At 66.7% G+C, this 12,415-nt stretch carries 9 protein-coding genes; 4 read left to right on the forward strand and 5 right to left on the reverse strand.

Translation table 11 applies throughout. The features are described from left to right. Positions 1-45 precede the first annotated feature (45 nt). On the reverse strand, positions 46-1,536 hold the full coding sequence (locus tag ACUXVH_RS28940; RefSeq protein ID WP_041119281.1) for an aldehyde dehydrogenase family protein: 1,491 nt from the start codon (positions 1,534-1,536) through the stop codon (positions 46-48). Positions 1,537-1,736: 200 nt separating this feature from the next. Continuing rightward, positions 1,737-2,315: a DUF4337 domain-containing protein gene (locus ACUXVH_RS28945; RefSeq protein ID WP_047288088.1), complete on the reverse strand. Its 579-nt coding sequence runs from the start codon at positions 2,313-2,315 to the stop codon at positions 1,737-1,739. A gap of 236 nt (positions 2,316-2,551) precedes the next feature. Here ACUXVH_RS28945 and ACUXVH_RS28950 point away from each other — a divergent pair, with 236 nt between their 5' ends. The 3 genes from ACUXVH_RS28950 to ACUXVH_RS28960 are packed head-to-tail and all read left to right on the forward strand — an operon-like array spanning position 2,552 to position 6,718. Continuing rightward, positions 2,552-4,030, forward strand: coding sequence for an efflux transporter outer membrane subunit (locus ACUXVH_RS28950; RefSeq protein ID WP_065363158.1), 1,479 nt, complete (start codon positions 2,552-2,554; stop codon positions 4,028-4,030). Then, positions 4,027-5,136, forward strand: a complete 1,110-nt coding sequence (locus tag ACUXVH_RS28955; protein ID WP_065363159.1) for an HlyD family secretion protein — start codon at positions 4,027-4,029, stop codon at positions 5,134-5,136. Before ACUXVH_RS28950 ends, ACUXVH_RS28955 begins: the two co-directional genes overlap by 4 nt. Then, a complete protein-coding gene (locus tag ACUXVH_RS28960; protein ID WP_011062406.1) occupies positions 5,129-6,718 on the forward strand; it encodes a DHA2 family efflux MFS transporter permease subunit in 1,590 nt (529 codons plus the stop codon). The genes ACUXVH_RS28955 and ACUXVH_RS28960 overlap by 8 nt, the downstream gene beginning before the upstream one ends. Positions 6,719-6,722: 4 nt before the next feature. Here the strand turns inward: ACUXVH_RS28960 and ACUXVH_RS28965 are convergent, their stop codons facing one another. Further along, positions 6,723-7,553, reverse strand: a complete 831-nt coding sequence (locus tag ACUXVH_RS28965) for an AraC family transcriptional regulator (RefSeq protein ID WP_053152933.1) — start codon at positions 7,551-7,553, stop codon at positions 6,723-6,725. A gap of 275 nt (positions 7,554-7,828) precedes the next feature. Here ACUXVH_RS28965 and ACUXVH_RS28970 point away from each other — a divergent pair, with 275 nt between their 5' ends. Next, a complete protein-coding gene (locus tag ACUXVH_RS28970) occupies positions 7,829-9,544 on the forward strand; it encodes a 2-isopropylmalate synthase (RefSeq protein ID WP_065363160.1) in 1,716 nt (571 codons plus the stop codon). Positions 9,545-9,931: 387 nt separating this feature from the next. Here ACUXVH_RS28970 and ACUXVH_RS28975 read toward each other — a convergent pair whose 3' ends face one another. Beyond that, positions 9,932-10,597: an HAD family hydrolase gene (locus ACUXVH_RS28975; protein WP_019094095.1), complete on the reverse strand. Its 666-nt coding sequence runs from the start codon at positions 10,595-10,597 to the stop codon at positions 9,932-9,934. Positions 10,598-10,698: 101 nt separating this feature from the next. After that, positions 10,699-12,354, reverse strand: a complete 1,656-nt coding sequence (locus ACUXVH_RS28980) for a WG repeat-containing protein (protein ID WP_445496561.1) — start codon at positions 12,352-12,354, stop codon at positions 10,699-10,701. Between the last annotated feature and the right edge of the window lie 61 nt (positions 12,355-12,415).

The raw sequence follows: 12,415 nt of genomic DNA on the forward strand, positions 1-12,415 counted from the left end.
GGACCACCTCCGGCGCCCCGGGTGGGGCGGTTGGCGCGGGGCGGATCAGAGCTTGATCAGCACTGATTTCAACTCGGTGTAGTGCTCGATGGCCGCGTGGCCCATTTCCCGGCCAAGCCCGGACATCTTGTAGCCGCCAAACGGCAGTGCCGGGTCCAGGGCACTGTGGCAGTTGACCCACACCGAACCGGACTTGATCCGCGGAATCATCCGGTGCACCGCCGCCAGGTCGTTGGACCAGATGCTCGCGCCCAGGCCGTAGGGGCTGTCGTTGGCCATGCGCAGGGCGTCGGCCTCATCGTCGAAAGGAATGGCCACCAGCACCGGGCCGAAGATCTCTTCCTGCACCAGCGAATGCTTCTGGTCCACATCCACTATCACCGTCGGCTTGACGAAATACCCCGGGCCGAACTGTTCGCCGCCGCAGGCGATGGTGGCGCCGCTTTCGCGGCCCATCTCGATGTAGCGATAGACCCGCTCCTGCTGGCGCGCGGAAATCAGCGGGCCCATCTCGACGCTGGCGTCCAGGCCATTGCCCAGCTTCATGGCATTGGCGATGCCGGCGATGTCGGCTACCACCTGGTCGAAATGCTTGCGCTGCACATACAGCCGGGAACCGGCGCAGCACACCTGGCCCTGGTTGAAGAAGATAGCGCTGGCAGCCCCGGCCGCGGCGCTGGCCAGATCGGCGTCGGCCATGACGATGGTTGGCGACTTGCCCCCCAGTTCCAGGGTTACCCGGGTCATGGAGTCCATGGCGATCTTGCCGATTTCCTTGCCCACGGCGGTGGAGCCGGTGAAGGTCAGCTTGTCCACCAGGGGGTTGCGGGTCAGGGCGCTGCCGGCGGTGATGCCGGTGCCGGTGACCACGTTGAACACGCCGTCGGGGTAGCCGGCTTCCTGCACCAGTTCGGCCAGTTTCAGGGCGCTGAGTGGCGTTTCATCGGCGGGCTTGAGCACCAGGGTGCAACCGGTGGCCAGGGCCGGGCCGAGTTTCCAGCAGGCCAGCAGCAGCGGGAAGTTCCAGGCGACGATGGCGCCGACCACGCCCACGGCTTCGCGGCGGATAAAACTGTGGAACTGATCGTCAGGCATCAGGGGCAGCGAGACCTCGACGCTTGAACCCTCGATCTTGGTCGCCCAGCCGGCCATGTAGCGCAAGAAATCGATGGACAGTTGCACGTCCATGGCCTGGGCCACGGCGGCGCTCTTGCCGTTGTTCAGGCATTCCAGCTGGGCCAGCAGTTCGGCGTCGCGCTGCATCAGGTCGGCGAGTTTCCACAGCAGGTTCTGCCGCTCCCGGGGGCGGGTGCGGGTCCAGGGCGAATCGTCGAAGGCCTGGCGTGCGGCGAGCACTGCGCGATCGACATCGTCCACCGTGGCCCGGGGCACCAGGCACAGCTGTTCGCCGGTGGCGGGGTTGCGCAGGGGCATGGTCTGGCCGTCGCCGGCCTCTTTCCAGTGGGCACCGATCAGCATGCGCGGGGCGCGCTGGATAAAGGCCGTGGTAGCGGCGAGCAGTGGGGCAATAGCCATGGCGAAGCCTCTTGTTTTAGGTGAGGCAGGGGCTTTCGCAATGGCTGTGCCAGTTCCACCCCGGCGCCGCGGCCCCGCTATGGCGGGGCCTGGGGCGCAGCACCGGGGCTTGCGCGGCGGCAGTTTTTCGCAAACTGCGACAGCCCGGTGAGATTCAAGAGACGCATCGGCTGGCAGGTTCCGGGGGCCGGCAGGGGGCTCTAGATGTGCAGCCAGGCCAGGGTGCCCAGCAGCACGCTGCCGCCGGCCGCGCCGTAGGCGAGCTTCTTCAGCCATTCCTTGCGGGTCAGCAGGGTGATGGCCGCCATCGAGATGGCGATCTGGATCGCCATCATGGCCTGGGCCCAGCGATGGTGCTGGTGCAGCGCGGCTTCCGATTGCTCGTCCCAGTCCCGGGCCTCGGCTTCCAGGGCCTCGGCCTTGAGGCGCACCGCTTCCTTTTCCTTCTGGTAGCGCTGGGCTTCGATGCCGTAGTGCGCGGCATCGACTCCGGGAATGTGGGTCGCCAGCTCCGCCAGGTTCTGCCGGCTGGACTTGGCCTGGTAGTAGCTCCACTGGTTGGCGGCTTCGGTCTTTTTCATCGCGGCATTGTTCTTGTCCATCGCCGCCAGGCTTTCCGAGGAGCCGGCCTGATAGCTCAGGAGCGCTCCCAGGGTGGCCATGATCGCCGTCATCACCGCGATCTTGCTGGCGAAGCGGTCACTGCGCGCGTGGGCATGTTCGCTCACGTGTTCCAGGTGCTTTTCGTGGGGGCTGGGCACATCGAATTCTTCGGTCATGGCGATCCGATCGGCTGGGTAGGGGGTGTTTCAAATTGTATCCATGGCCACTGGCGCCAGCAGGGCCAGTGTGAGTTCGTTCAGCTGGCCGACAGCCTGGGGCTGTGGGCGCAGGCCGGAAGGGCCGCGCTTGGGATCAAGGTTGACCATTTCGCGATAATCGAAAAGAAGTTCTCGTTAGACGGTCGCCAGCTGGCCTTTCTAAAGTAGGCGCTTCGAATCCGTGAGTACTTCCCATGCCCATTTACCCGAGGCCTGCATGGGCCCTGTGCGCCCTGTTGGCCGGTTGCACCCTGGGGCCGGAACGGCCGCCCGGCAGCACTGTGCCCCTGCCCGTGAGCCACCTGGACGCAACGGCCGAGCAGGGGCTCGACCAGTGGTGGCAGCTCTACCGTGACCCTGGGCTCAATGCCGCGGTACAGGAAGCCCTGAGCCAGAACCGCGACTTGCGGATGGCCGCGGCCAACCTGCTGCAGGCCCGGGCGCTGCTGCGCGAAACCGATACCCTGCGCCAGCCTTCCACCCAGGTGACGGCCCGCGCCGGCTACGGCAGTACCGCCGACGACCAGCTGGAAGCCGCCTTGCAGGACAGCCAGCACATCCGCACCGGCAGCCGCTATGGGGTCGGCCTGGATGTGCAGTGGGAGGCCGACCTGTTCGGCCGCCTGCACGGCCTGGCCGATGCCGCCCGGGCCGATGCCGAGGCGGCCCGGGCCGCCGAAGATGGCCTGCGGGTGGTGGTGGCCGCGGAAACCACCCGTGCCTGGTTGCAGGCCTGCAGCTACGGCCAGCGCCTGCAGGTGGCGGGCGAGTCCCTGGCGCTGGTGGAGCAGGGCCGCACCCTGAGCGCCCGGTTGTATCAGGCCGGCGCCGCGGTGACCCTGGATGTGGTGCGGGCCGAAGGCCTGGTGGGCCAGGTGCAGGCCAGCCTGCCGCCGTTGCAGGCCGGGCGGCAGCGGGCCCTGGCCGAACTGGCCGTCTTGCTGGGGCGCCCCCCGGGTGATGCACCGGCGGCGGCCAAGGCTTGTCACCAGGCCCCGCGCCTGGGTTCGCCCATGCCCCAGAGCGATGCCCTGGCCATGCTGCGTCGGCGTCCCGACGTGAGTCAGGCCGAGCGACGGCTGGCGGCGGCCACGGCACGCATCGGCGTGGCTCGGGCCGATCTCTATCCAAGGGTCAGCCTGGGGGCCGGGGTCTTCACGTCGGCGCACCACCCCGCGGGTTTCGATGACCGCGACGCGTCGGTCTGGCAACTGGGGCCGCTGTTGTCCTGGAGCTTGCCCAACCTCAATGCCGCCCGCGCCCGCATCGCCCAGGCCAGCGCCGGAGAAAGCGCGGCACTGGCGGATTTCGACCGCAGCATCCTGGCGGCCCTGAAGGAGCAGCAACAGGCCCTGAGCGACTACCAGGCCGCGTTGCAGCGCCAGCAAGCCCTGCACCTGGCAGCCGAACGTGACCACCAGGCCTTGCGCCTGGCCGGGCTAGCCAGGGCTGCCGGTGCCTCCACGGCCCTGGATTACCTCGATGCCCAGCGCACCGATGTACGTACCCGGGCCGCGGCAGCGCAGGCCGATGCCGCCGTCATCGATACCCAGGTGCTGGTGTTCAAGGCCCTGGGCGGCGGCTGGCGCAGCGCGCCGCCGATTGTCCTGCCGCAGCCGAGCCGGGCTGCGGCCAACCCTTTCCCGCGAACCCCCAACGAGCCTTTGCAATGACCCAGACCCCTGTTCCCGCTTCCCCGGCGCAAGCCGTCACCCGCCGTCGCTTACTCGGTTATGCCGGGCTGGCGCTGGTGTTGCTGCTGGTTCTGGCCTGGGGCCTGCGCTGGTGGTTCAACGGGCGTTTCCTGGTGGAGACCGACGATGCCTACCTGCGCTCGGACATCGTCACCATCGCGCCCCGGGTCGCCGGCTACCTGGTGGCGGTCGAGGTCCGGGACAACCAGCCGCTCAAGGCTGGCGACCTGCTGGCGCGGATCGACGACAGCGACTACCGGGCCCGGGTCGAACAGGCGGAAGCGGCGCTGCGCGAGGCCCAGGCCGAACAGCGTGCCGGGCAGGCGCGGCTGGCCAATCTGGCCGCCCGCCAGCAACAGCAGCAGAGCCTGATCGCCGAAGCCCAGGCCCGGGTCGGCGCCGCCGAGGCCGAGGCACAACGGGCCGGCCAGGAAGGGCGGCGGCAGCAACACCTGGCCAGCCAGCAAGTCAGCAGCGTGCAGCAACTGGAAAACGCCGCCGCCCTGGCCCGTCAGGCCGATGCCGCCCTGGGCGCGGCCCGCGCCAGCCTGGCCGCGCGGCGCCAACAGGTACAGGTGCTCGATACCGAACAGCAAAGCGCCCGGGCGCAACTGGACAAGCTCGAAGCGGGCGTGGCCCGGGTCACGGCCCAGCGGCAACTGGCCCGCATCGATCTGGCTCGCACCTTGATCCGCAGCCCGGTGGACGGTATCGCCGGCCAGCGGCGCCTGCGCCTGGGGCAGTACGTCGAAGTCGGTGCGCCGCTGTTGGCGGTGGTGCCTGAGGACGCCTATGTGGTGGCCAACTACAAGGAAACCCAGGTCGACGGCATGCGGCCCGGGCAAGCGGCGCGGGTCGAGGTCGACGCCTTGGGCGGCCATGTACTGGAGGGACGGGTGGAGAGTTTCGCCCCGGCTTCCGGCGCCGAATTCGCCCTGTTGCCGGCGGACAACGCCACCGGCAACTTCACCAAGATCGTGCAGCGCATGCCGGTGCGCATCCGCCTCGATCCGGGGCAGCCGCGACAGGCGCAGCTGCGCCCCGGGATGTCGGTGGTGGTGACCGTGGACACCCGTCATGACTAGTGCCCAGGCCGTATCGGAAGGCACCGGCGAGGCCGCCGCACAGGCAATCTCCCTGCGCACCTGGGTGGCGGTGCTGGGCAGCGTGGTGGGCTGCTTCATGGCCGGGATGAACGTGCACGTGACCAACGCTTCCCTGCCGGACGTGCGTGGCTCCCTGGGGGCGACTTTCGAGGAGGGGTCGTGGATCACCACCGCCTACCTGGTGGCGGAGATCATCATCATTCCCATGACCGGCTGGCTGGTTTCGGTGTTTTCCATGCGCCGGGTGCTGATGGTCGGCACCGCCGGTTTCGTGCTGTTTTCGATCGCCTGTTCCCTGGCGCCGAACATCCATAGCCTGATCTTCGCCCGGGTGCTGCAAGGGGCCTTTGGCGGGGTGCTGATTCCCCTGTCGTTCCAGCTGATTGTCACCGAGCTGCCGGCGGCCCGGCATCCCATGGGCATGGCCCTGTTCGCCGTGGCCAACAATGTCGCCCAGGCCGCGGGACCGTCCCTGGGCGGCTGGCTCACCGATGCCTATTCATGGCGCTGGATCTTCTACCTGCAAGTGCCGCCGGGGCTGTTGCTGCTGGCGGCCATCGGCTGGTCGGTGCGGCCCCAGCCCATGGTCCTGGCAAAGCTGCGCCAGGGTGACTGGGGCGGCATCGCCAGCATGGCCGTGGGCCTCTCGGCGTTACAGATCATGCTGGAGGAGGGTGGCCGTTACGACTGGTTCGCCTCAAGCTTCATCAGCCATTGCGCGATCCTGGCCACGGTCGGCCTGCTGGCCTTCGTGGCCATCGAACTGCGTCGCGAGCAGCCGTTGATCAACCTGCGCCTCTTGGGGCGCTACAACTTCGGCATTGCCAGCCTGATGCAATTCACCTTCGGTGCGGTGGTGTTCGGCGTGGTGTTCCTGGTGCCCAACTACTTTGCCCAGATCCACGGCTACAACGCCCGGCAGATCGGCCTGATGATGATTCCCTACGGCCTGATCCAGTTCGTCATGTCGTTCGCCACCCCGCGGCTGATGCGCTGGACCAGCGCCCGCACCATCATCATTGCCGGGTTCGCCATCACTGGCATCGGCTGCCTGATGAACATCCACCTCAACCCCGATGCCTCGGTGAACGTCATCGTGCCCTCGCTGGTGGTGCGTGGTATCGGCCAGTCGCTGGTGGTGGTGGCGCTGGGGGTGATGGCGATCCAGGGGCTGGAAAAGGACCAGGTGGGCTCGGCCTCCGGACTGTTCTCCATGGTGCGTAACGTCGGCGGGGCCATCGGTATCGCGCTGTCCAGCCAGATCGTGGTGGAGCGCGAGAAACTCCACGCCCAGCGCATTGGCGAATCCGTCAGCCTGTTCGCCCAGGCCACCCAGGAGCGCCTGGTGGAACTGGTGCGCCTGCTGGCCCAGGCACCGGTGGAGTACGCAACGGCCCTGCATTCGGCGGCGCTGGCGCCCCTGCGCCAGCAAGCCTTGGGCATGGTGGACAAGGTGCTGCACCGCGACGCCCTGCTGCTGGCCTACAGCGATGCCTTCTTGCTGGCGGGGCTGGCCATGCTGTTGTGCGTGGTGGCCGGTGTGCTGCTGCGCCGGGCCTGAGCCCTCAGCGGTAGAACTCCGAAGGCGGCGTGCCGAACTGGCGCTTGAAGGCGGCGGCGAAGGCGCTCTGGCTGTCGTAGCCGTGCTGCAGCGCCACTTGCACCACCGGCATGCCCTCGGCCAGGCACTCCAGGGACATCAGCAACCGCGCCTGCTGGCGCCAACGGCCAAAGGTGATGCCGGTGTGGCGCTGGAACTGGCGATGGAAGGTCTTGGCGCTCATGGCCAGGCAGTCGCCCCATTGTTCGGCGGTGCGGTTGTCCGAAGGGTCGTCCGCCAGCGCCTGGCACACCCGCAGCATGCGCGGCTCATGGGGCCAGGGCAGGCTGAACGGCAGCACCGGCAGCGAGCGCATCTCATCGAGGATCAGGCGCATCAGGCGGCCGTCGCGGCTGTCCGGCGAATACTGCGTGCCGACCTGGGCGGCGGCCAGGATCAGCTCGCGCAGCAACGGCGAGACCTCGATCACGCAGTCATGCTCGGGCAGGCCGGCAATGGCATCGACATTGATGAACAGGCTGCGCATGCGCACCGCGCCGCGCATGCGTACCCGGTGCTCGACGCCGGCCTGCAACCACACCCCGCGGCTGGGCGGCACCACCCAGCGGCCGGACTCGGTGTCGATCACCAGCACGCCCTCGATGGCATAGGCCAGCTGCGAGCGTGGATGGCTGTGGGCAGGTATTTCATGGCCGTTGGGGTAATCCACGGCGATGCTGGTAACCGGCATGGACAGGCAGTCGATGGACGAGACAACAAGCAGATCGGACATGCAGCGCAGCGCCTCCGTCCTGGAAGGGATCATGGGGCGCTTATCATAGGTGAAAATGTCCATTTTGCGATAATCAAAGGGTGTTTAGCGCATTACATTCAGAAGATCGCTACCTAGACTACAGATCACTCCTTGCCCGCCGACGGTTGCAACCGCCCATGAACCCCTTGTTCCTGACCCTGCTACTAGCGCTACCCCTGCCTTACGGCCGGGGTCTGCCGGTGCTGCCAGGAACCTGGCACCCAGGCTGATCTCCCCCAGACTCCGGCCTCGAAGCGCTTTCCATGATGAAAGCAGGGGAGATCCATCGCGTTCTCCATTGTGCTTTCGAGGTCAGTATGCTCGCCCATCCCCATACCAAATACCGCCCCTTTACCCCCGTGGACCTGGACTCGCGCCAGTGGCCGTCACGTACCATCACCCAGGCTCCGATCTGGCTGTCCACCGACCTGCGCGATGGTAACCAGGCGCTGTTCGAGCCGATGAACCGCGAGCGCAAGCTGCGCCTGTTCGAGGAACTGGTGCGCCTGGGCTTCAAGGAAATCGAAGTGGGATTCCCCGCCGCCTCGCGCACCGATTTCGAGGTGGTCCGCGAGCTTGTGGAACAGCAGCGGATTCCCGCCGACGTCACGCCCATGGTGATGACCCAACTGCGCGAGGACCTGATCCGCGAAACCGTACGCAGTGTGCAGGGTGCGCGCCGGGTCATCGTCCACCTGTACAACGCCATCGCCCCGGTCTGGCGGCGCGTGGTCTTCGGGCTTTCGGTGGACGAGGTCGAGTCCCTGGTGGAGCGCCATGTCAGGCTGTTGCGCGAGTTGACCGACCAGCACCCGGAAACCGAATGGGTGTTGCAGTACTCCCCCGAAACCTTCTGCATGGCGGAGCTCGAGGTGTCCCTGCGCATGTGCAACACCGCGATCCGTACCTGGGACGCCGGCCCGGGGCGCCCGATCATCATCAACCTGCCGACCACCGTCGAGGTGGCCACCGCCAACGTCTTTGCCGACCAGATCGAATGGATGCACAAGCGCCTGGAGCGCCGCGACCAGGTCACGCTGTCAGTGCACCCCCACAACGACCGGGGCACCGGCGTGGCCTGTGCCGAACAGGCGTTGCTGGCGGGCGCCCAGCGGGTGGAGGGCTGCCTGTTCGGCAATGGTGAGCGCAGTGGCAACCTGGATCTGGTGACCCTGGCCCTGAATCTCTATACCCAGGGCATCAGCCCCGGGCTGGACTTCTCCGATATCGCGGCAGTGGCCCGGGTTGCCGAGGAATGCACGGCGCTGCCGATCCATCCGCGCCATCCCTATGTCGGCGACCTGGTGTTCACCGCCTTTTCCGGCTCGCACCAGGACGCCATCGCCAAGGGCTTGGCCGCCCAGGCGGCCGACGGTTTCTGGGAGGTACCCTACCTGCCCATCGATCCGCAGGACCTGGGGCGGACCTACGACAGCATCGTGCGGGTCAACAGCCAGTCCGGCAAAGGCGGGATCGCTTTCCTGCTGCAGCGTGACCACGGCATCGTCATGCCCCGGCGCATGCAGATCGAGTTCAGCGCCATTGTGCAGAAGCTGGCTGATGCCAGTGACGCCGAGTTGAGCAGCGACGCTTTATGGGAGGTGTTCCAGCGCACCTATCTGGTGTGTGCAGAGGGCACGGCCGGCCTGCGGTATCTCGCTCATCGGTTGTTCGATGCCCCCGAGGGGCAGGGGATCGAGCTGCGGGTCGCCACCCCCGGGAACCAGGAGGCGTGCTTGCATGGCGTGGGCAACGGACCTGTCGCGGCGGCCCTGGCCGCCCTGGGCTTGCCGCTGCGCATCGACAGTTTTGAAGAGCGCAACCTGGGGGCGGGGGCCGATGCGCAGGCGCTGGCAATTGTCGAAGCGGTGTGGCCGGGCGTTGCCGGGTCACGTTTTGGCGCCGGCTGTCACGCCAATATCGTCACCGCCTCGGTGCAGGCCGTGATCAATGCCGCGGCGCGGTTTTATCCCGAGCAGGCGCCGGCATTCGTTCCCACCCAGGCATCGCTTGCGGAGCGGGCGGCTCCCTGAGTGACCCGCACCAGCAGTCGGCGCCCCAGGGGCCGGCCGCTGGAGCCCGGGCAAAAAAAAGCCCGCTGTAGCGCGGGCCAAATGGGATTCGTTAAGGAGTGATTGGCAATATAGGGGCGGCGAGGTGAAAGCACCGTGAAAAAAAAGTCGTGCAGGGATAAACCTCCAGCATCTTTGCCCAAGTCTTAGGGTGTTTTCGGATATGTCCGATATTACTGCCCCTGGAGCCCGCGTATATTCCCTCCTGCTCGCCCAGCCAAAGGGGGTACTTCGGTCTGGATGCCACTGCCGAAGTGATGGGCGAGCACCTTTTTCCCTCCTGCCGTTTCTTTCTCCCTGGCTGTTTCCTTCCTGCTTGGCCTGGCCAATATCCTCATCCCATTCCCTTCAGGGCAGATCGAGCCGGCGCCGGATCTCGGCCCACAGTTGCGGGTCGTCGAAGTCGTTGATCACGCGGTGGGCGCCGGCATCCAGCAGGGTTTGCGGGCGCTGGCTGGTGGCCAGGCCGAACGTGCAGATCCCGGCTTTTACCGCGGCTGTCAGCCCGGGTACCGAGTCTTCGAAGGCCAGGGCCTGGTCGGCGGTGGCCTGCAGGCATTCCAGGCCGCTCAAGTAGGGCAGGGGATCGGGCTTGGCCCGAGGCAACTCCTCGGCCACCAGCACCGTCTGGAAGCGCTGCCGCAGGCCCAGCACCTCGAGCATGTGCTCGGCATTGGCCCGGGGCGCGTTGGTGACCACGCACACGCCGATGCCGTGCTCCTGGGCAAAATCCAGCAGGCGCAGCAGGCCGGGCATGGGCATCAGTTGCGGGGAGAGTTGGCGAAAGCGCACTTCCTTGCGCTCGGCAAAGGCTTCATGTTCCGCCACGCTGCGTTCGGGGAACAGGTAGCGGCACATGTTGGCATTGGCCTGGCCGCTGACATGGGCTTCGAATTCTTCCTGGGTGAAGGTCCGGCCCTCCTCTTCCAGCAGCAGTTGCTGCAGGGCCAGCAGGTGCAGGGCGTCGGTGTCGGTCAGGGTGCCATCAAGGTCGAAGAGCAGAGCATTGAGCATGGGACAGTTCCTGTCGGGCCCCATCCGGGCCGGTTGGCTGAATCGATCAAGCCCGCATCCTAGCAGGCTTGATCCCAACCTTGACCGGTTCGCTCGGGGCCTCAGCCCTGTGCGTTGTCGCCTTCGCCCTGGTCTTCCACTTCGTCAGGCTGCGGGCAGTAGTCCTGGGGGTTGGCCGGCCAAAGCACCTGGTCATGGCTGTCGTGCACCTGTTCGGCGCCGCAATCGACCTGGCTGACCTGGAAGCTCGGAGTGCCGTCCAGGCGATACAGGGCCTTGAGGCTGCGGGACTGGTCGTCGCCCATGCCTTCCACGGCATAGCCGAAGATGGCGCCGCGGGTTTCGTCCACCACCAGTTCCTGCCACTTGCCGGGGATCAGCCGCTTGCCCTTGAGGTCGTACAGCGCCGAGGTGGCCAGGGCCGAGGTGTCGTCGGTGGCCAGCAGGTAGTGGCCGCTGTTGTCCAGGCGGATGTCGACGTACTGGCCCGGCTCCAGCAGCACCTTGCCGCTGGCGTCCATCAGGCCCACGGTACGCACCTGGGTGGCCTGGCCGAACAGGGTGGCCTGCTTGGTCGGGCTGTTGGCGGTGCTGAAGACGAACAGGTCGGCATTGATCGCGCCGATCTGGGCGTAGGTGGGCTTGAACAGCTCGACGCCCTTGTCCACATCGAAGATACCGAAGGTGGCGCTGAACACGTTCTGCAGCACCGCGACCTGGTTCAGCCCCGGTACCTGCCGGAACATTCCCAGGGGGCTGAAGCCGGCCGGGTCCGCCGAGTCGTAGACCGGCTGCACCTTCCATTGGCCCTGGCGGTCGATCAGCCCGGCCTTGCCGGAGCTGCCGTCGGCGTTCTTGGCGGTGACCAGCGCGCCCTGCTTGCCGAATACCTGGCAGGTGCCGAACTGGGCCTGGATCACGGTCTTGCCCTGGAAATCCATGTAGCCGCAGGGGCTGTCGTATTTTTCCCGGAAGGCCACCAGGCCGTCACCCGGTTCGCCCATCCAGTTGTAGGTGGCGGCGCTGATCAACTGGGCCTGGGCATCGGCCAGGGCCTTGCCCTGTTCGGTGCTGACCACCAGATGCTGGTTGGCAAAGTAGTCGATGCTGTCGAAGTCGATCTTCTTCTGCTCGCCGGTCTTGAGGTTCAGCGCCCACTTGTCGTTGCCGCGTTCGGCGATCATCCACCAGCCGCGCTTGGCGAAGTCATCGCGGACCATGCTGCTGTCATACAGGGCTTCGGTCACCACCTCGCCCTTGGCACTGAGAATGCCGCGCTTGCCGCCGATCTCGTAGACGATGAAGTCGTCGTTGCCGCCCACGTACAGATCGTCGAAGCGCGGTGGCTGAATCTGTTTGCCGCTCTGGTCGATGATGCCCAGCTTGCCGTCCTGGCCGAAGCCGAAGTAGCCCGGGGTCAGCAGCCGCAGGTCATCGGTGAAGGCGGCCTTGAGGGTCTGCTTGCCATCGGCGCTGCTGAGGTTCCAGGTACCGTCCTTGGCGAACAGGAAGGTCTTGTCCAGGGGCAGGGCGACCACGGCGTCGTAGTCGTTGTCGGCGCTGACTAGCACCTTGCCGTCCTGGTCCAGAACCGCGCATTCGCCATTGGCGCAGATCGGCATGACCATGGCCGCCGGCGCGGGGGCCGCAGCGACGGCTGCAGTCTTGGGACTGGTTTCTTCCTTGCATCCGACCAGGGTCAGGGCAGACAACGAGAGGATCAGCGAGCCGAGACGGGCACAGGCGCTTCTATCCATGAACTTCAGGTTCCTTGTAAGAGGGGAGGTGCGGCACACCCCATGGGACGGGGCAGGCAAA

The organism is Pseudomonas sp. 8(2025), assembly GCF_052665325.1.